The sequence below is a fragment of the Sphingobacterium rhinopitheci genome (assembly GCF_022627575.1).
Taxonomy (GTDB): domain Bacteria; phylum Bacteroidota; class Bacteroidia; order Sphingobacteriales; family Sphingobacteriaceae; genus Sphingobacterium; species Sphingobacterium rhinopitheci.
The window spans coordinates 49,958-70,103 of record NZ_JADEYQ010000005.1; the positions used below are offsets into that span (position 1 = coordinate 49,958).

General features: G+C 34.8%; 17 protein-coding genes. 6 read left to right on the forward strand and 11 right to left on the reverse strand.

The annotated features are described in order from the left end of the window. Positions 1-91: 91 nt before the first annotated feature. From IP023_RS07515 to IP023_RS07555, 9 genes are all read right to left on the reverse strand, one after another. Entirely contained in the window at positions 92-1,399 is a 1,308-nt protein-coding gene (locus tag IP023_RS07515) for a hypothetical protein (RefSeq protein WP_241789652.1), read from the reverse strand. Positions 1,400-1,430: 31 nt separating this feature from the next. Then, a complete protein-coding gene (locus IP023_RS07520) occupies positions 1,431-2,642 on the reverse strand; it encodes a TlpA family protein disulfide reductase (RefSeq protein WP_241789653.1) in 1,212 nt (403 codons plus the stop codon). Beyond that, positions 2,642-4,090 carry a PKD-like family lipoprotein gene (locus tag IP023_RS07525; RefSeq protein WP_241789654.1) on the reverse strand — a complete coding sequence of 483 codons (1,449 nt, stop codon included), beginning with the start codon at positions 4,088-4,090 and terminating at the stop codon, positions 2,642-2,644. The genes IP023_RS07520 and IP023_RS07525 overlap by 1 nt, the downstream gene beginning before the upstream one ends. Before the next feature lie 18 nt (positions 4,091-4,108). After that, on the reverse strand, positions 4,109-4,807 hold the full coding sequence (locus IP023_RS07530; protein WP_241789655.1) for a DUF4843 domain-containing protein: 699 nt from the start codon (positions 4,805-4,807) through the stop codon (positions 4,109-4,111). A 7-nt stretch (positions 4,808-4,814) separates the two neighbouring features. After that, positions 4,815-6,212, reverse strand: coding sequence for a RagB/SusD family nutrient uptake outer membrane protein (locus IP023_RS07535; protein ID WP_241789656.1), 1,398 nt, complete (start codon positions 6,210-6,212; stop codon positions 4,815-4,817). Between the two features lie 11 nt (positions 6,213-6,223). Then, positions 6,224-9,595, reverse strand: a complete 3,372-nt coding sequence (locus IP023_RS07540; RefSeq protein ID WP_241789657.1) for a SusC/RagA family TonB-linked outer membrane protein — start codon at positions 9,593-9,595, stop codon at positions 6,224-6,226. 88 nt (positions 9,596-9,683) lie between these two features. Continuing rightward, positions 9,684-10,910, reverse strand: coding sequence for a FecR family protein (locus IP023_RS07545; RefSeq protein ID WP_241789658.1), 1,227 nt, complete (start codon positions 10,908-10,910; stop codon positions 9,684-9,686). A gap of 110 nt (positions 10,911-11,020) precedes the next feature. Further along, complete coding sequence (locus tag IP023_RS07550) at positions 11,021-11,617, reverse strand: RNA polymerase sigma factor (protein ID WP_241789659.1); 597 nt, start codon at positions 11,615-11,617, stop codon at positions 11,021-11,023. A gap of 178 nt (positions 11,618-11,795) precedes the next feature. Further along, positions 11,796-12,692: a 3-hydroxyacyl-CoA dehydrogenase gene (locus IP023_RS07555; RefSeq protein ID WP_241789660.1), complete on the reverse strand. Its 897-nt coding sequence runs from the start codon at positions 12,690-12,692 to the stop codon at positions 11,796-11,798. Positions 12,693-12,903: 211 nt separating this feature from the next. Here IP023_RS07555 and IP023_RS07560 point away from each other — a divergent pair, with 211 nt between their 5' ends. From IP023_RS07560 to rpsJ, 5 genes are all read left to right on the forward strand, one after another. Continuing rightward, positions 12,904-13,542, forward strand: coding sequence for a hypothetical protein (locus IP023_RS07560; protein ID WP_241789661.1), 639 nt, complete (start codon positions 12,904-12,906; stop codon positions 13,540-13,542). Positions 13,543-13,762: 220 nt separating this feature from the next. Continuing rightward, positions 13,763-14,176 (forward strand): 30S ribosomal protein S12, encoded by a 414-nt coding sequence (gene rpsL, locus IP023_RS07565; RefSeq protein ID WP_079641421.1) that lies wholly within the window; start codon positions 13,763-13,765, stop codon positions 14,174-14,176. A gap of 19 nt (positions 14,177-14,195) precedes the next feature. Next, a complete protein-coding gene (gene rpsG / locus IP023_RS07570; protein ID WP_241789662.1) occupies positions 14,196-14,663 on the forward strand; it encodes a 30S ribosomal protein S7 in 468 nt (155 codons plus the stop codon). A gap of 133 nt (positions 14,664-14,796) precedes the next feature. Further along, positions 14,797-16,920: an elongation factor G gene (gene fusA, locus IP023_RS07575; protein ID WP_241789663.1), complete on the forward strand. Its 2,124-nt coding sequence runs from the start codon at positions 14,797-14,799 to the stop codon at positions 16,918-16,920. Between the two features lie 76 nt (positions 16,921-16,996). Beyond that, positions 16,997-17,302: a 30S ribosomal protein S10 gene (gene rpsJ / locus IP023_RS07580; RefSeq protein ID WP_039053489.1), complete on the forward strand. Its 306-nt coding sequence runs from the start codon at positions 16,997-16,999 to the stop codon at positions 17,300-17,302. A gap of 166 nt (positions 17,303-17,468) precedes the next feature. Here the strand turns inward: rpsJ and IP023_RS07585 are convergent, their stop codons facing one another. Together IP023_RS07585 and IP023_RS07590 are read right to left on the reverse strand one after the other, a co-directional pair. Then, positions 17,469-18,098, reverse strand: a complete 630-nt coding sequence (locus IP023_RS07585) for an outer membrane beta-barrel protein (protein WP_241789664.1) — start codon at positions 18,096-18,098, stop codon at positions 17,469-17,471. Positions 18,099-18,317: 219 nt separating this feature from the next. Further along, positions 18,318-19,022, reverse strand: a complete 705-nt coding sequence (locus IP023_RS07590) for a DsbA family oxidoreductase (RefSeq protein ID WP_241789665.1) — start codon at positions 19,020-19,022, stop codon at positions 18,318-18,320. A gap of 352 nt (positions 19,023-19,374) precedes the next feature. Between IP023_RS07590 and IP023_RS07595 the strand changes: the two genes are divergently transcribed. Further along, the gene (locus IP023_RS07595) at positions 19,375-20,091 is read left to right on the forward strand and encodes a 3-ketoacyl-ACP reductase (RefSeq protein ID WP_241789666.1); all 717 of its coding nucleotides are present in this window, start codon (positions 19,375-19,377) and stop codon (positions 20,089-20,091) included. Positions 20,092-20,146 lie beyond the last annotated feature (55 nt).

The window sequence follows — 20,146 nt, forward strand, 5'->3', positions numbered from 1 at the left end:
AACGCCAGCATCATGTTTATGACTGGGTTATCCTGTTTTTAAGAAACCATTTTAGAAAGTCTAGTTTCCTAACAATAGATATACTAATCCACTAAATAGAAATATCTATCTTACTAGGGAAAATACGGTCTTGATCACCGAATATAGCACAACTCTCTATCATATTAGAAAGATCCGTTTTCACTTTTTTGTCAAACATTAATTTATCATTAACGAATACTTTCACTTTTTTACTATAATCGATATAATTATTATCCAAGAAAATAGAAAAATCTAAATCTTCTACTTTTTTAGTTTCTGTCATTTCATTATTCATTAACTCCACTTTGACATTAATTGTATTTTCATGAAATTGAATATCAAACACAAGTCTATCATACTCATCGCCTTCTTTTATAGCAAGAGGTTTGTTCAAGATAATGTTATAAAACCCCTTTCTATATCTTCCATCCATTGGGAATAATACCCAAGAAATATGCTTAGGATGAGAATTTCTAGTGTAATTAACCAACCATGGAGATGTCACTGTATAATCAATTCCGTGACCTTTGTTTGGCTGTAACTGAATTTTATTAATAAATTGACCTGGATTCTCAGTTGCTAGTTTTTGAAACTCTTCTTTAGCAATGGTAGTTAGGCGATTTCGTCCAAATCCTCTATCATGCTCTCCAGTTTCTAAAGAAAATGCAATATTTCTAAAATTCAAGGGAGGAGCATTCTTTAAAGGTTCACCACCTGCCATTGGACCAGCTCCTGCTAAATAATCTGCATAGAAAGCGGCCAGTCGCTGACTTCCATAACCACCTTCAGAAATCCCCATAACATACATTTTATGCGCATCAATTTGATCATTCAACATAGCTAATCTGAACATACGTTCCCAAGCGTATTGAACAGGCTTGTACCACCAACGATAACGCTTTTCGTTAGGTATCTGGGGTATAAAATAAGCAGATGGCTTATCTTCAAAACGTAATGTCCACGCTAACGTATTTTTGAATTCAGAATTCTTAGGCCCAGAACCGTGTAAATTTAAAAAAAGAGCATGTTTTCGATTTTCATCATCACTTTTCCGAACAAAATAAAAAGGCATAGGATCTTCTTTCTTCAATTCCCAATGATGAATAGAAATACTATCTCTATTTTCCAAATTTGTACTCCATACAGGTAAGCTATCTGTTTGCAAAACTTTTGATTTCCATCTTTCCCAAACAAAAGATTTCCCTTCTTCTACCTTACCTAGTTTGATTTCACTTTTTTGACCAAAAGAAATCAGATGCGTTTCCTCATCCATTGATCTCAAACGTTCAGCAAAATAAGCGTCAACTTTTGGCTGCAATCCGCTGTATTTCTGACTATAAACATCTTGACTGAAACAAGAAATTAACAGTGCAGTCACAATTATATAATTTTTTTTAACCATCTCTTCTTTAAAATTTTAATGTTTCTTCTACCAATAAATCAATTTCTTGTATCAAGCCATCCGAACTTCCATCAAATCCTTTCAATGCAAACCGTACTTGCCCCTTTTTATCTATAACAAATTGAGCGGGAATACCTGACACTTTAAATCTATTGACCAAATCATATTTTCCATTCACTTGTTGGTCTAATAAAACCTGAAAATTCAATTTATTCTTTTTAAGGATTTGGACAATCTTTTCTTTACGTTGATTTCCATCCATTGATTTTTCCATTGTGTTCACAAATAAAAACACAACATCTTTATTGCTCTTATACTTATCCAACACACGTTGCATCGTAGGGAATGATGCTAAACAAGGACCACACCATGTTGCCCAAAAATCTAAAAAAACCACTTTCCCGTGAAGATCTTTCAAACTAACAGTATTACCATTTAAATCCATTAATTCAAAATCTGGGGCTTTATAAGATAGCATTCTATCCCTAATACCATTTTCTTTTTCTTTACGAATAAAAGCTAATTGTTCTTGATAATAAGCTTCAAAACCTTTATCCCCACCATAAGCTTCATTCCATATTTCGTGAAGTAATTCTCGAGAAGAGACATTCCCTTTACCAGACTTTATAATTTCACTTAAAATTGGCATAGCAAGCAAAGGTTTATTATTCTTACGATAGAGCTCAATAAACAGATATGGATGTTTAAGAATAAGACTTTCAATTTCTCCATGATTTTCCAAAAAGAGTAAAGATTCCTGATATCTACCTGTATAATTCAATATTTCCGCATAGGTAAAATATTGCTGATACAATTTAGCCTCGCTTTTGGCAATATTTAAACTAAACACCTTTGCTAAAGAATCTACAGATTTAGTCTGCCAACTAGTAGTTGGCAGACTTTTCATCATTCGATTTCGCTCTTGAGGATTCTGTATTTTAAGAATAACCTTAATAGCTTCATCATTATTATTCCATAGCAACAATTTATCTGCTGCCGCAACATGCACCTGATCTAATAAAAAATGAACCTGTTCAAATTTTTCCTCCGGAAAATCTTTTTGAAAAGCTTGATAAATACGATCTAGATCATTCACATTATTGAGATTCTTTATTTGATTTGCTACCGATGGGATAGATACAAAAGCTGAAACAGCATTTTGCTGTGCAAAAACACTATTGCAAATAAAAAATAATATTATAATGAGTTTACTTTTCATTACTTTCTATTTTTATATACTAATGAAATAGGCTTATCAAGACCTTCATACAGTTTTGAATAATTATCATTTGTAAATTCGCCCAAATTATCGATAGAAAATACATAAACCTTTCCTTCTTGCTGATCATAGGTTCCTACAGCCAATGTTCTATTATTATCTGGAAAACTGACCCAACTACTAACTGTTTGTTTTAACGTCAACGTAGTAATATCTGTTCCTTGCGGAAAAGTATAGATCAATTTTGAACTATTTTTCTCTACATCCAACAAATACAACTCATTATCAACAGCATAATATATATGAAAATAAAGACCCGAGAACGCAACTGATGTCGCTTGAAGAATTTTCTCCGCATTATCAACAGGGTATTTTCCGACAGCTAAACCAGCACTATGTATTCGAAGTACATGCGCTTTTTGTTGACTGTCTTTCATCAAAAAACTATACTGACTCATTGGAGCAACCCCACCAAACATCACATCCATACCTACGTTACTCATATCAAATGGCGCATTAGCTTGGACAGAAAAATTATTAAACTTTTTGCTCGCGTAATTAATAAATCGCTTACCAATTTCATCATAGAATATCCCTGCATCACTACTTTGGGAAGTAATAAAATAACGGGACAATCTATAATTACCAGCTACAGGCACCCCAAATCTAAAGTCAATTTGATTGGAATAAATCTTACCATTATTCAAATAAAAAGCATTAGAACCGACCATATCGTACTTAAATTCTTGAGGTTTTGAATTTAAATTCTTCTCGACAAACCAGTCACTACCCTTATTTACCAGTGTAAAATCGGTATACTTCACGCGTACAGATTCATTTTCTCCGAGGAGAAATATATCCTGAGACCCTCCAAAAAATGTAGTTAATACACGTACAGTATGTAAATTTGATGGTATCATAAGGTCTGGATTAGCAGAGCTCAATAAGCTGGGAATAGCATATCCATCAGGATGAAGTAATCCTACATCTCTTTTACCATCATTACTTTGACTTATCATAAGCCATCCTTCACTCAAGCGACTCGAAACTTGCAACAAATATTTCTTAAAAGTGGAAACACCCGTGTTTTTATCGGTAACAGTGTAAAGAAGGGTATAAGTATCTGGACGAAGTCCAAATTGAACATTCAGGTTCTTTTCTGTAGACAATACTTCATCTATTAATCCTGTTATAGGCGGATTAGATAGAAAAACGGACCATTTGTACGTGAGATTATCCTCTCCTGTTAATAGAGATTGCTCCAACAAGGTTTCCACTTTTAAAGAATCAAACTGATTAACCTTCAATGTATCACTACCATTTTTCAATATAGTGATTTTGTTTATTTCTTGAAGATCATAATTTCCCTTGTCTTTATAACAAGAGATTTGCATAAGTACGAAAAGTAAAACTCCTATTTTACTACATACAGATATAATGAATTTCATATTTATGGAAGTTAAAGGTTAAGGAAATCGTACAGGTAGCTGATTTTCATCAAGCATTTCTGCACCATTAATTTGTATATATTCATTAAGTGTATTACGACACTTGCCAACTATAAACAATAATACCTCTGGGTGAAGCCCAGCGAAGTCAGTATATCCTGTTTCACGTATAATCAAACCATATTTAGCTTGACTATATTCGCCAAATCGAATGTCGTGCCATGAAGCAGGCTTAGTCAAGTAATCATTGATTTTTATAAGGTATGTCATTTGCTCTTTGGGTCCTACACGAAATTCATCCGAATCCAATAAAGTAATCCAAATTTTTGCTTCTTTAGTCTTCAGAGATTCAGTTTTATTGACTTTAAGTCTTAACACCCCCTCATAGCTATTAGCAGGAATTACGGCAGGTAATAAATCATAATTAGCTCGATCAGCAGTAGTCTCTCCCTCTATTATACCATACTTAACCTCTCTATCTTGATTAGACAAATGTCCTAATATCCTTAACGGAAGCTCAATAGTATCTGAACTTACCGTTTCATTCTTGACAGCGAATGAAACGGTAAGACTATCTCTACCCTCGTCAATTCCATTTTTATAAATCGCTATTCCAGATCCAAAATTATAGGAAAGCATTTTATCTTTCTTACATCCTATTTGTGCTAAACACAAAGTCACCACAAATAGTATAGATATATATTTTTTCAAGTTCATAATAGTATTAATTATTGAATTCAATTTCATCATTTGGTCTTGGTAGCACATATTGCTGATCTGTCATATCTTGACCATAACCTGAAATTCGTTGCGTATTATTTCGTTTATAATAAAAAAACAACTGTCCTTCTTGATAAAATTCCTTACGATATTCTTTAAAAATCTCCAGCTCAATTTGACTTTCTATCAAATCATTGCTCAAAGAACCTAACCCTCTATTTGTACGTACCAAGTTCAAATATTTGATTTTTTCAATAGGATCTACACTTGCTTCGGCAGCAATATAACATACCTCAGAAAGTCTTAATAATGGTACTCTCTTTGTATTGAGTAAATCTGTTTGAATATCATCTGTATAATATTTAACTGGATATAGTTGACTTGTAGTACCATCAGTATTAAATAAAAAAATCTTTCTAAAATCAGTACTTGAACTTTCGTAAACCTCTGTAAAAAAAGACTCCTTATTAGTTAAAACACTCGACCCCGATGAGCTTCTGAACAAGCCATCATTTATGTCTTTCAATGTTGGAATATAAATACCAAACAATTGTTCTGATAAGAAGGTACGATTAGGTGCAGTTCCAGCTAAGTTATTACGCTGAATAAATGGAAATAATGCTGCATTATCGATTACAACACGAGCACTTTGCAAAGCCGTAGACTTATCACCAACATATAAGGAAATACGTGCTTTCAATCCATTTGCAGCCCAATAATTAAGGTGATTACGCGTATGTGATTTGAAAGGATCAGCAAGACCATAATTGACAGACTTGTGTGCTGACAACAAAGAAATGGCATCATTCAAATCTTGCATACATTTATTTATAAATTCTTGACCTGTTAAGTTTGGCTTAACCTTCATTTCAAAAACATCCACATACGGAATACTTTCGTTTTGCATTCCTACAGCAGGAATAGGGCCGAAAGCTCTGAATAAATCAAAATGTAAATAAGCGCGCAAGGCTAAAGCTTCACCTTTTATCAACTCATAATTACCTTCAGAGAATAAATTTTCTTTACCTTCAAGGTTTGTTAATAGATTATTAAGGTTTGCGATAGCATTGTACGAAGAATTCCAAAATTGGTTCACTCTACTTTGTACCGCAGCATTGCTATAGTTGTAACGACCAAATTCATAATATTGATTGGTATTTCCACTAACATCATATTGCTGCGCAAATACATCCATTGTAGCCATAGTAAATTCCTTAGCATACAATTCAGCACTAGCCATTTTTACATAAACACCTATTAATGCATCCTTGAAACCTTGCTCATCTTCAAATAAAACACGTTCTGAAATATTTGTTTTAGGTTGCACATCTAACCATTTTGTGCAGCTACTTGATGACATTGCAACTGCAGTTAGCGCTATAAAAAATACTTTATAATTCATAATATCAATATTTAGAATGATGTGTTTAAACTAAATGTAAAGTTTCGAGCAAATGGATAAGCAAGACCTCTTTCCACTTGAATACTAGACATTTGGAATATATTATTTCCTTGAAGGTTAAGCCTTGTGTTTTTTAACTTCCATTTGCTTGTCCAAGCTTCGGGCAAAATGTAACCTAGCGAAATACTAGTAAAATTCAAGAAATTATTCTTTTGCATAAATCTCGAAGTTGCATTTGTTATAGAAGTAACAGTATTACCTTCAACATCACTCAAACCCTTAAAAAATGTCACATCACCTGGTTTTGTCCAACGATCTAATAACACACGTTCATCAACATTCATACTCAAATTTGCATTTTCAACATGATCTACTAATGTCTGGTTATATTGTTTAGCACCTAATTGATAACTAAAGTAAGCGCCAAATTGGATTCCTTTGTATGTCATATTAGTTCCTAGATTTCCACTAACCTTTGGAATTCCATCGCCAACAATCACTTTATCTTCTGCATTCCATACATACGTTAATTGTCCATTACGATCATAAAATAATTCTTGACCAGTACTTGGATCTATACCAGCCGATAATACAGCCCATATAGAATTCACAGACTTACCTTCTTGATAACGCTGCTGAGGTCTATTTTGATCGTTTTGATCGTTAGCTTCATTCATTTTTTTCAATGCATTCGATATCTCTTTTATTTCATTTCTATTGTGAATAGCATTCACAAAAACGGACCATGAAACCTTAGATTGTCCTGGCTTAAAGATAAAAGCATTCAAATTTCCTTCAATGCCTTTGTTGGCTAGTTTACCCATATTTTCCTTATAGGTACTAACACCTAGTGAGGGAGGAGTATTTACATCCAATAATAGATTGTTTGTAATCTCATAATAAGCATCTAATCGCAAAATAAAACGATCTGCTCCAAAAGCAAGATCTGCTCCCATATTGTATTTCAATGTTTCTTGCCATTTAAGATTCTGATTTCCATAACCTAATACAGATGCACCATAAGATCCTAAATAATCTTGACCGGTATTGTATCCATATGTTGTGATAGCCATATAAGGCGGAAATTGCTGACTACCTGTAGTCCCTAATCCTCCACGAATTTTCAACCTATTAATATACGGAAGTGCTGACTGCATAAATTTTTCTTCGTGGATATTCCATCCAAAACCTACAGCTCCAAACGGTGCATACCTGTTCAATTCGCCGAACTGCGTAGAACCATCAATATTTAAGGCTAAGTCGAATAGAAATCTTCTATCGTAGGTATAGTTAAAGTTGGCAAATGAAGAAAATCTTCTACTTATATTGTTTTGTCCACTTGGTCTACTTCCATTTCGGTATGCATTACCATAAAAAATTTCATCCAATCTATTATTTGGAAAACCAATAACAGAGATTGCTGTAGCTTGACTTTGCTGTTCAGCAACAGAGAATCCCAAAGTTGCAAAAATCAAATTCTTGCCAAAGGTCTTACTGTAATCACCTACCAAACTAGCGTCATAATTAAAGAAACTTGAGTTTGAGCGATCATATGAACCCCTAGTAGCATAAGCTTCCGAGTTATAATCAGTAATATTAGCAAAAGCAGTATGTCCTGCTGGCAAGAAAACATTAGCCTCGTCATTTTGCTTAGTTAACCCTAACTTACCAGTAATGCGATAACCACCATTAAATCGCCATTCTAGAAAAGTATTATTTGTAATTCCAGTGTATTTACTATAATTAACTGTTCCTACAGTAGCATTATAAAGTGGATTAGAAATAACAGATGTTCCACCTATACCAAAATTAGCTATTGTTTCTAAAGTCTTGACAACATTACCATTCTCATCAAATGGATTCCAATATGGATTTAGTCGAGAATAATCACTGAAATTACCATAAGGGGAGTTGTCCGAAGTATTAGAATTAATATTCAACTGATTACGGACGATAAAGTTGTTCTTACGATAAGAAAGAATCATACCCCCTTCAAATGTCTCACGTCCAGAACCTTTCATTACACCTTTATTATTGGTATATCCTGCTGATGCTCCATATCGAATGTGGCTATCTCCTCCTTCTACATAAATAGATTGTTTGGTACCTACTCCAGTTTGCAAGGGTTGAGATAACCAATACGTATCTACACCTGATGCAACAGCAGCCATTCTATTTGAATATCTTTGATCTAATATCAGTTGATTCTCAGGTCTATTTGTATTGTACAAACCACTTATCTGCTCTAACTTCAATTTATCAGCTGCATTTAATAGATTATATGAAGTCAAGTCAGGAGCAGTAACTTGCAATGTACTTGTATAATTGACCGTCAACTTACCTGCTTGAGGTTGCTTAGTTTCTACAACGATAACACCATTGGCAGCTCTAGAACCATAAGCAGAGGTAGCGACAGCATCTTTCAGAATCGTAATCTTATCTATTCTATTGATATCCAAATCATATATTTTTTGAAGACTTGCCTCAAAACCATCCAGCATAAACAATGGCATACTCGGATTAGATTGATATGCTGCCATAAAATCCGCTCCGGATTGATTATTTAGACCGCCATCTCCTTGAGCAGGAAAATTATTTGTACCACGAAGACTAATTTTGGGCAACTGATTAGGGTCTGATCCAAATTCCAAATTATCTGGAATTCGAACCGCTGGATCAAAAACTTTCAATGCATCAAATACATTCATGGAGTTCACATTTCGAAGCTGATCCCCAGTAACTGCTGTAGCGGCACCAGTAAAATTTTCTGTTGGACGACTAAATAAACCAGTCACTACAACATTTTCTATTTCTTCGGTCTTTTCTTCCAATTCTATTAGAATATCTGCCCCATTATTAAGAATTACCCTTTGGTTTTTCAAACCCAAATAGCTAACTTCAATAAATGTCTCATATTCTGGAACTACAATCTGAAACAATCCACCATCTCCAGATTTAGTATTTATTTTTTGCGAGCCTGAAATAATTGTTGCGCCGGCTACTGGCCTTTTTGTTGAAGCTTCTATAATTTTTCCTGTTATAGTGCTTTTAGTAGCACGCTCTTCATCCATTAATACTATAGTGCCATTCTTGATGATAAAAACTACTCCAGTATTTGGATTGAAATATTTAGATAAAACATCTTGAATACTGATGTTTTTAAATTTTGGATTTATAAGTTGATTAAAATCTAACTTATTGGAGCTAAATGTAAAATTATAGCCAGTTTGTTTACGAATATGTGTTAAGAATTCGTTTAAAGTAATGTTCTTTTCATTTATAGTTACAGTCTTTGTTTGTGCTACTAAATTCTCCACAAGGAAAACACACAATACCAATACGAATATAGCCGAATAAGAAAACTTTATTAATAATGTACGCATAGGTTTTTAATCTTTCACTTCTTTAGCTGTGTAAGCTGAATGAAGTAGTTTTAGGTTTTTGTTATTTATTTCTCTTAAAATTTATTAGTTAGTTCAGCACATGAACCTCCTTTCCTATTATTTTAAATTTTATTGGATATGTTTTTTCTATAATTTCTAACAGCTCCTGTAGAGTAACATCTCTAGAAACTTGAGCCCACATACGTTGCGTTGTTGATTGGGGCATATTTTTAAAATCAACATCATACCAACGTCCTATTTGATTGATGACATTGTCAAGTGATTCATCTTCGAAATAAAAAATATTATTTATCCATGAGAGGTTTTTATCCAAATTGGCCTCCACCTGCAACATTTGATCATTGGAAACCAATGCTGTCTGATTTGGCTGTAACCAAAGGGCTTTATTATTATTTAAATTCTTAACATTAATAGATCCTGTTACTAAAGTAGTCTCCAAATGTTTATCATTTGAATACGCTGAAATATTAAAAGATGTACCATACACACTTATCTCTTGCCTATTTATCCCTTGCTTAGAGTACACTTTGAACATTTTCTTATTTTTTACAATTTCAAAAAATGCCTCACCCTGAAGCTCTACAGACCTTATAGTATCGTTAAATGATGCTGGCAAAATTAATGTAGTAGCTGAGTTTAATTGTACCCGAGAACCGTCAGGTAAGGTTAATGAATATGTACCTCCCCTAGGAGTTTTTATCACATGTTTCTCACCGGTAAGCAACTGACCTTTATAATGTTTAGTGTATTTTAAGAGCAATTCATTATTCGCAGTTTTTTGTACTATCAAACCATTTTTAATAATCTGTGTGCCTATTGCTAATTTGGGTAATTCAAGCTTCGTACCATCAGTCATTTCCAGAATTGCAGCCTCGGAAGCAGGTAGAGCTACTTTTTCTACTTTATCAGCAGTCACTGGTATTTCAAGTTTTTCCGCTGTAAAACTGAAGCGCATAATTCTTTGATGCAAATCTGTTTTAATAATTAATGGAACAGTTACAAAAAGACAAGCTACAGCAGCAGCAGCAGCCCACTTCAATATTTGTATTCGGCTACTTTTCTTTGGTTTTATATCTTTACTCGTAAGAATAGCGGTTAAAATTTGACTTTGCACATCTTCAGATAAGCTATCTGTAGATTTAGGAACTTCAAAAGCATCCATTAAGCACCATTCGACTATTTCTCTGTAATCTGGATTCAATAAATAAGCATCTAACTCTTCTCGCTCGGAAAGGGTTTCTTGCTCCAACAAGCATCTATTAAATAAATATGTTATACGGTCTTTATTAGGCATTTTTATAGTATTGGCACTTGTTTCTTAAAACAAAAAACGGTTCTACAAGCTGAACTTTGACACGCTTTAATGAAATGACAATTAGGTTAATACTTTGGGGGGTAATAGATTTAAAAATATTTTGAAAAAAAATGTAATACGAATACTAAAGGCATATCTTTCATGTGCGATAAACAATAAGCACGAATGCTTTTCATTGCTTGATCTATATTCCATTTGACAGTTTCGGGCGAAACTCCTAATATTTCAGCTACCTCTTTTCTTTTGAGGTATTGCTCTTTAATCAATCTGTATGTTTGCTGTTGCTTTGTTGGCAATCTTTGTATTGCTCGTTCCAACAGCTCTAAAAAATCTTTACTCTGTAATTCATAATCGGCTCCTCGATAAAGTCCCAATAATGATTGGTGACTTTCTTCATTCAAATAATCTTTATAAAATTTACCTTTTTTAAGTATGTTCAAGGTAATATTACGTGCAATAGTATAAAGCCAACCTTCAAAATTGTTTACACCTGGCAGATCCTCTTTGTTAAGCCAAACTTTTAAAAACGTATCTTGAACAATATCTTGTGCCATTGCTTCATCATTAGTAATGCGCAATGCAGTGGTATATATATTGGGATGAAAAAACTCGAAAAGCTTTCTAAAAGCGAATTCATCCCCTTCCGACACACTCTTTATTAAATAAGTTTTATACTCTAAATTCATTCCGGGACGAAAGATACAAAAATAGTCATAATACTGTTACAGAAAAAAAACGCACAACATATCAAATCCTCAACCAGTCCTTTTTCATATACTACAGACTCTTTCTAAACGTCTCTATATTAAATCTATTAAGTAGACTTTCAAATTTATGAATAAGTAAGAAATAGTATAAATACGCTTACTTCAGAAACCCATCTTCCTTATATGCAGGATTGGGATATTTATAGAAACCTTCTCCTGTAGCTACGCCTAATTTGTTCTTATCAATAAAATTAGTCTTCAAATATTCTACCGTTTTTATTTTCGAAGGATTCTTTGTTGCGGCAGCTTGCATCGCATTAATATTATACGCCGTATTGATGCCCACAATATCCAATATGCCGAAAGGACCAAAAGGAGCCCCCGTCGCTATCATCCATGTCTTATCAATAGTTTGCACCTCTGCGACATCATTTATCAATAGATCAGTCGCCGCATTCAATAAGGGCACTAATAGCGAATTCAATATATACCCCGGCTGTTCTTTATGTAGTGGCAAGGCTACCATGCCTATCTCTTTAGCAAATGCAACGACCTCATCGAATACCTTTTTATCAGTACCTGCATGACCCATTATCTCTGCAGTATTATTTATCCATATGGTATTTGCAAAGTGTAAAGCCAAAAATTGACTAGGCCTACCGGTCACTTGCGCAAACTGACTCGGCAATAAAGTAGACGAATTGGTAGCAAATATTGTTTTAGCGGGCGCAACTTTACTTAGCTGCTCATAAAATGAAGTTTTGATAGCTGGGTTTTCAGGCACTGCTTCAATTACTAGATCTGCATCAGCAACAGCCTCCTCTAGATTAGAATTGTACTTCAAGCGATCAAAAGTATGTTTCAATTGTGCTACTGAAGCCTTCAAATCCGTAGCATAAGATGCGCTCAGTTGGTCAAACTTAGCTTTGGCCTTAGCCAATACCTCCTCATTAATATCATAAACGGTAACATGGAAACCATGAAAAGCGGATTGAAATGCTATCTGATACCCTAATACACCAGAACCTGCTACTGTAATATTTTTAAAACTCATATCTTATTCTTTAAATTAATGCGTACTACAGCACAACAATTTGGAATAAAATATGTTTTACCGAACTGTGATCTGGAAGGTTATGACAATACAAATGCTATACCTGTAGCCTTCCATTGACAAGGAACAAAAATACCAACCCCTTACGGATGTATTTATGCTAACTTAGGTGAATTATACAATATAGGCTTACACGAAACTTTGCTATTTTATGAGAATAATATTATTTATCATATTACTATATACAACAGCATATCCATCCTGCCATGCACAAATACAAAAAACACGCATCATCAACATCTATAATGCAGTCGTAAAAACTAGCAATGGCACGGTCAAAGGGACATTAAAGCAAGCAACCGATACCACTATTATTATAGGACAACCAAGGGCTACAATAGCCATACCCATTACTTCGATCAAAACATTGAAAATAAAATTTGCACGTCAATCGAGTTTTAAGATTTATGATGATGTCGCTAAAATTGGGCTTGGATTTATAGCCAATAACAGCCCAAATACAACAGCACGCAATAACTATGGCGAACCAGTATTTGAACCACTAACCTCCAGCGAACATACATTAGCAGAAATGGGCAGTAATATCATAACAGGCACAGCATTAACAACGATAGCTGTAACAGGCAATGCGATCACAAAACTACTATACAAACCCAATATCGAAGTGTTCAAAATAAAAAGAGACTACAAAAAATACAATACCCTCAAAGAACAAATCCAAATGTATAGCACCCATCTGCAACAATCAGCACAATTTGAGCTCATACAAAGCAACCAATTAAAGCATGCTATGGAATTATACAAAGCCGATACAGGAGGTAAACAATAATCTTAAACACCTAGACATACAACGCATGAGATAAATGTCAATACAAAAACAGCAGTATTCAATATACTATGATCGGTATAAAATCATAGCCTTACTAATTCAAAATGTGGAAAAAAATAACATATATATAAGAGCCAACTATTTACAGTGTCAAATATTCTTATTATCTTTGCGGACTTATAAAGATTTTTTAACAAAAATTAAAAACAAAATCAGGTAAATGCCTACTATTCAACAATTAGTTAGAAAAGGTAGAGTAGCTCTGGTTGACAAGAGTAAGTCACCAGCGTTGGACTCATGTCCACAGCGAAGAGGTGTATGTACACGTGTATATACTACTACCCCTAAAAAACCAAACTCAGCAATGCGTAAAGTAGCTCGTGTACGTTTAACAAACGGTAAAGAGGTTAACGCTTACATCCCTGGAGAAGGTCACAACTTACAAGAGCACTCGATCGTATTGATCCGTGGTGGTCGTGTTAAGGATTTACCAGGTGTACGTTACCACATCATCCGTGGTGCATTAGATACTTCAGGTGTAGCAGGTCGTAACCAACGTCGTTCGAAATACGGAACTAAGCGTCCTAAACCAGGACAAGTAGCTGCAGCTCCAGCAAAAGGCAAAAAGAAATAATTAAACGGAGGAAAGAAAAATGAGAAAATCAAAACCAAAAAAGAGAATCATTTTACCTGATCCGAAGTTTAATGACGTTCAGGTAACACGTTTCGTAAATAACATGATGTTCGATGGTAAAAAATCTATCGCTTATTCAATTTTTTACGATGCAGTAGAATTAGTAGAAACAAAAACTCAGGAGAACGGTTTAGAAGCTTGGAAAAAAGCGTTAAACAATGTTATGCCTGCTGTTGAGGTTAAATCTCGCCGTGTAGGTGGTGCTAACTTCCAAGTTCCAATGGAAGTTCGTCCAGAGCGTAAAATCGCTTTAGGTATGAAATGGTTAATTTCATACGCACGTAAGCGTGGTGAAAAAACTATGCACGAGAAATTAGCAGGAGAAATCATTTCAGCTTCTAAAGGTGAAGGTGCTGCTGTTAAGAAGAAAGAAGATACGCACAAAATGGCGGAAGCTAACAAAGCGTTCTCACACTTCAGATTCTAATTTTGAAAACAAAGAATCAAATATGATTACACCGACTTTAGATAAGAGCTTGTGCATTTATCAGGGTCGGTGTACTTATTTAAGAACTGCAATTTAAAAAAGTCTATTAAAAAGACATACTGCATAAAATATTATGGCAAAAGATTTAAAATTAGTTAGAAATATTGGTATCGCTGCACACATCGATGCTGGTAAAACTACAACTACAGAGCGTATTTTATTTTACTCTGGAGTAAACCACAAATTAGGTGAAACACACGAAGGTTCAGCGACTACTGACTGGATGGCACAAGAGCAAGAGCGTGGTATCACGATCACTTCTGCTGCTGTTACAGTTTTCTGGCAATATCGCGGAAGCAAATACCAAGTAAACGTAATTGACACACCTGGACACGTGGATTTCACGGTTGAGGTAAATCGTTCATTACGTGTATTAGATGGATTAGTATTCTTATTTTCAGCTGTTGATGGTGTTGAGCCTCAATCAGAAACAAACTGGAGATTAGCAGACAACTACAAAGTTCCACGTATTGGTTTCGTAAACAAAATGGACCGTTCAGGTGCTGACTTCTTAAAAGTTGTTGGTCAAGTAAAATCAATGTTAGGTTCTAACGCTGTAGCTTTACAATTACCTATCGGTGCTGAAGATGGTTTTGAAGGTGTTGTTGACTTAATCAACAACCGTGGTATGGTTTGGAATGAGCACGATAAAGGGATGACTTTCACGGAGGTGCCTATTCCAGAAGATATGTTGGATGAGGTAGCTGAATACCGTGAGAAATTATTAGAAGCAGTAGCAGGATATGATGAGTCATTGATGGAGAAATTCTTCGAAGATCCTAATTCATTGACTGAGCGTGAGATCTTAAACGCTTTACGTGCAGCTGTATTAGATAACTCTATCGTTCCTATGGTTTGTGGTTCATCTTTCAAAAACAAAGGTGTTCAAACAATGTTGGATTTAGTAATGGAATTATTACCTTCTCCATTAGATATCGAAGCTGTAACGGGTACTAACCCTAACACAGGTGAAGAGATCACACGTAAGCCATCGGAGTCTGAGCCTTTCGCAGCTTTAGGTTTCAAAATCGCTACTGACCCATTCGTAGGTCGTTTATGTTTCGTACGTGCATATTCAGGTGTATTAGAGGCTGGTTCTTATGTATTGAACACACGTTCAGGCAACAAAGAGCGTATCTCTCGTATCTTCCAAATGCATGCTAACAAGCAAAACCCTATCGAAAGAATCGGTGCTGGTGATATCGGTGCTGTAGTTGGTTTCAAAGACATCAAAACTGGTGATACTTTATGTGATGAAAAACACCCTATCGTGTTAGAATCAATGGTATTCCCAGAGCCAGTTATCGGTTTAGCTATCGAGCCAAAAACTCAAGCTGACATTGATAAATTAGGTATTGGTTTAAGTAAATTAGCAGAAGAGGATCCTACATTCGTAGTTAAATCTGATCAAGAAACTGGTCAAACAGTAATCTCAGGAATGGGAGAGCTTCACTTAGATATCTTAATCGACCGTTTGAAACGCGAATTCAAAGTTGAAGTAAACCAAGGTGCTCCTCAAGTAGCTTACAAAGAGTCAATCAAAGGTAGTACAGAACACCGTGAGGTATACAAAAAACAATCAGGTGGTCGTGGTAAATTCGCGGATATCAAAGTTGTTATCTCTCCAATTGACGAAGATTTCGATACTACAAAATCAGCATTACAATTTGTTAATGAGATCGTTGGTGGTGCTATTCCAAAAGAATACATTCCTTCGGTTCAAAAAGGTTTTGAATCTTCATTGAAAAATGGTGTATTAGCAGGTTTCCCATTATCAGGAATGAAAGTACGTTTGATTGATGGATCATTCCACGCAGTCGATTCAGATGCTTTATCATTCGAATTAGCCGCTAAAATGGCTTACCGTGAAGGATTACCTAAATGTTCTCCTGTGTTGATGGAGCCTATCATGAAAGTGGAGGTTTTGACACCAGAAGAAAACATGGGTGATGTAATGGGTGACTTAAACCGTCGTCGTGGTCAAATGCAAGGTCTTGATACACGTAATGGTTCTCAAGTAATCAAAGCTATCGTTCCACTTTCAGAGATGTTTGGTTACGTAACACAATTACGTACTATCACTTCAGGTCGTGCTACATCAACAATGGAATTCGATCACTACGCTGAAGCACCTCGTAACGTTCAAGAGGACGTAGTTGCTAAAGCAAAAGGAAAAATCAAAGGAATCGAAGACTAATATCTTCATTCTTAAAAATAAACCGACCGCTGGTTGTGAATAGCTCTAACTAGCGGTCATTTTAAACACATATAAAATGAGCCAAAGAATCAGAATCAAATTGAAATCTTACGATTACAATTTAGTTGATAAATCAGCTGAGAAAATCGTAAAAACAGTAAAACCTACAGGTGCAGTAGTTTCAGGACCTATTCCTTTACCTACAGAGAAAAAAATCTATACAGTTTTACGTTCACCACACGTTAACAAAAAAGCACGTGAGCAATTCCAATTATGTTCTTACAAGAGATTATTGGATATCTACTCATCAAATGCTAAAACTGTTGACGCATTGATGAAACTTGAATTACCTTCAGGTGTTGAAGTAGAAATCAAAGTGTGATAGATTTCAGTTACTGAAAAAAGAAAGCCTTCTCCGATAAAGAGAAGGCTTTTTTGTGCTTTATGATGTGTGCTATAGTAGCAAAAATATAGGCTTAAATGCACATAAAATAAAACCCCTCATAAGCATGGAGCTTATGAGGGGAGTATTTTATAAATCTTCTAAATTAGAATTTGAATGTTAATCCAAATTGAGCTGTATTAAAGAAGTTATTAAACTCGTTAACATTAACTCCGAATTGATTAACAGATTTTGCGCCGTCTGCATCTACTTTTGATGTATTATAACCAACGATATTAGCGAAAGCAAAATTTAAAGCAATCTTATCCGTTAAGAAATAATTAGCACCTATTCCTGCATTCACACCAAACTTATTTGTTTTTGGATTTTCAGTAGTCGTATTTGCAATAGTCAATTCTGATTTTGTGTTGTTATAGTCAACATTTAACTCAGCATATGTTTTGAAACGTGAACCCAACTCTAAAAAGTAATAACGACCAAATACGCCTACACCAAAACCATTTACTTTTGATTTTCTATCAATTCCATATTGATCATTCATACTTGTTCCAACATTTAAATTGATACCAGCTGCTAATTTATCCGTAAAGAAATATCCAACTTTAGGTGAAAAATTGAAACTAGATGTTTTAACCTCTGAATTTTTATTGTCACTCGTATTAAAACCTAAATTTCCTTCAACAAGCACATTTCCTTTTTCAAAACCTGTTACTTGAGCCTGAGAAGCTACTGTTAATCCTGCAACTGCAGTTAGTGTAAGTAAAACTTTTTTCATATCTATATTTGTTTAAATATTATAAAACAAAGATAGTATTGACTAATATAAATAAAAAGTCAAAAAGTCAGATTATTGTCAAAAGTAATTAACTTACACGGTAAGTAATTTATAATCAATGAAATAAATATTAAATAATAGTACCAAAAAGGCAATAACTTTACATACAAATGCCTTCTCCGATAAAGAGAAGGCATTTATAAGGTATATAGGGCACTATTAGCATCCCTCAGGGCCACACGAAGGGGCTTCAGTATTGATATTTTGTAACGTGATGGTATTAGCACCATTCCATTCCTCATAAGCCTGTTGCAGCGTATCTTCAAATAAAGACAAAGGCTGTGCTCCCGATATAGCATATTTGCGATTGTACACAAAAAATGGAACGCCCTTGACCCCTATTTGGCGAGCTTCATGGATATCCATCTTCACCTCATCCACAAAGGTTCCTTGTGCTACAGCCGCAGCAAATTCAGCGGCATCAATCCCCAATGCTATTGCTATAGATTCTAAAACATCCATATCATCGATATTTTTGCCTTCGGTAAAATAGCTTTTGAAAAGCAGTTCCTTAGCTTCATCTTGTTTATTATACTTCTTAGCAAAATGAAGAAACTCGTGAGCCTTGAACGTGTTGGCAACTACAGAACGCGTAAAATCAAAAACTAATCCTTCCTCTTTGGCCATTTCTGTCACTTGCTGATTCAATTGATGTGCCTGCTCCTTGGGCATCCCTTTGTGCAGAGCCAAATAGTCATCGATACGTATCGTAGGATCCGTTACCAAATCAGGGTTCAATTGATAACTCTTCCATTCTATCTCGATAGCATCCTGGAGGGGAGAGCTTGCTAAAGACTGTTCTAGCCTACGTTTTCCGATATAACAAAATGGGCACATTATATCGCTCCATATTTCAATTTTCATCTTCGACATCATAAATGTATTAAACCTAAATTTACAAAGTGATAACTATTAATTCGTGATTGTAATGTCATAATACATAAAAAAACCTCCTCTTGAATGGAGAAGGCTTCAAAATTATAATGTATAATCCTTAGAATTGGAAACCTACACCAACAGAAAACAAACGATTTTTAGTTGAAAAATCAGCAGCCTTTTTAGCAATATTAGCCTACCCTAATCCATAACCTATATGAATCAAAAAAACACTCCCTAATTTGTAACCCGCTAAAATATTCCATCGGGCATCTAAAACGAGTAGAAGTATTACAGAAATAAGACAGTACTAGTTTTGTAAATTCTTTAAATTTGAAGTATGGAAAATTTGAACGGAAAATACGCATTAATCACCGGTGGTGGTAGAGGATTGGGAAAAGCTACAGCTTTAGCTTTTGCACAGGAAGGTATCAATGTCGCTATTACAGGACGAAATGAAGCTATATTGATAGACACCGTAAAGGAAATAGAATCTTTAGGTGTAAAAGCTACCTATGCTACATTTGATGTCGCAAATTATGACGATGTAAAGGCTGCTATCGATAAGCTAAACGCTGAATTTGGCACCTTTGATATTCTTGTTAACAATGCAGGAATCGCGGCATTCGGTTCATTGATAGATATGGACCCTAAAACTTGGGTAGATATTATAAATACCAACTTACTAGGTACATACTTTGTTACCAAAGCAGTATTGCCACAACTAATAGCAAAAAATCAAGGTGATGTCATCAATGTATCATCTACAGCAGGATTGAATGGTGCCGCTACGACATCTGCTTATAGCGCTTCCAAATTTGGTGTTATTGGATTATCAGACTCCTTGATGCGTGAGGTGCGTAAGTACAATATTCGTGTTTGTACATTGATGCCATCTACGATAGCATCAGACATGTCCAAAGACCTTAAATTGACGGATGGTGATCCCGATAAAGTACTACAACCTGAAGATTTTGCAGAGTTGATCGTTGCCAATCTAAAACTACCTCGAAGAGCAATGCTTAAATCAGCATCTCTATGGTCTACAAATCCATAATATAAAAATCCCTCTGCTCACAATAACAGAGGGATTTTTAAATTGTATTCGTGTT

Bases quoted from the DNA above. Each gene is read 5' to 3' on its own strand.
- IP023_RS07590 (WP_241789665.1), bottom strand. From the start codon at position 19,022: ATGAAAATTGAAATATGGAGCGATATAATGTGCCCATTTTGTTATATC.
- IP023_RS07540 (WP_241789657.1), bottom strand. From the start codon at position 9,595: ATGCGTACATTATTAATAAAGTTTTCTTATTCGGCTATATTCGTATTG.
- IP023_RS07535 (WP_241789656.1), bottom strand. From the start codon at position 6,212: ATGAATTATAAAGTATTTTTTATAGCGCTAACTGCAGTTGCAATGTCA.
- fusA (WP_241789663.1), top strand. From the start codon at position 14,797: ATGGCAAAAGATTTAAAATTAGTTAGAAATATTGGTATCGCTGCACAC.
- rpsJ (WP_039053489.1), top strand. From the start codon at position 16,997: ATGAGCCAAAGAATCAGAATCAAATTGAAATCTTACGATTACAATTTA.
- rpsL (WP_079641421.1), top strand. From the start codon at position 13,763: ATGCCTACTATTCAACAATTAGTTAGAAAAGGTAGAGTAGCTCTGGTT.
- IP023_RS07530 (WP_241789655.1), bottom strand. From the start codon at position 4,807: ATGAACTTGAAAAAATATATATCTATACTATTTGTGGTGACTTTGTGT.
- IP023_RS07555 (WP_241789660.1), bottom strand. From the start codon at position 12,692: ATGAGTTTTAAAAATATTACAGTAGCAGGTTCTGGTGTATTAGGGTAT.
- IP023_RS07595 (WP_241789666.1), top strand. From the start codon at position 19,375: ATGGAAAATTTGAACGGAAAATACGCATTAATCACCGGTGGTGGTAGA.
- IP023_RS07585 (WP_241789664.1), bottom strand. From the start codon at position 18,098: ATGAAAAAAGTTTTACTTACACTAACTGCAGTTGCAGGATTAACAGTA.
- rpsG (WP_241789662.1), top strand. From the start codon at position 14,196: ATGAGAAAATCAAAACCAAAAAAGAGAATCATTTTACCTGATCCGAAG.
- IP023_RS07545 (WP_241789658.1), bottom strand. From the start codon at position 10,910: ATGCCTAATAAAGACCGTATAACATATTTATTTAATAGATGCTTGTTG.
- IP023_RS07520 (WP_241789653.1), bottom strand. From the start codon at position 2,642: ATGAAAAGTAAACTCATTATAATATTATTTTTTATTTGCAATAGTGTT.
- IP023_RS07525 (WP_241789654.1), bottom strand. From the start codon at position 4,090: ATGAAATTCATTATATCTGTATGTAGTAAAATAGGAGTTTTACTTTTC.
- IP023_RS07550 (WP_241789659.1), bottom strand. From the start codon at position 11,617: ATGAATTTAGAGTATAAAACTTATTTAATAAAGAGTGTGTCGGAAGGG.
- IP023_RS07560 (WP_241789661.1), top strand. From the start codon at position 12,904: ATGAGAATAATATTATTTATCATATTACTATATACAACAGCATATCCA.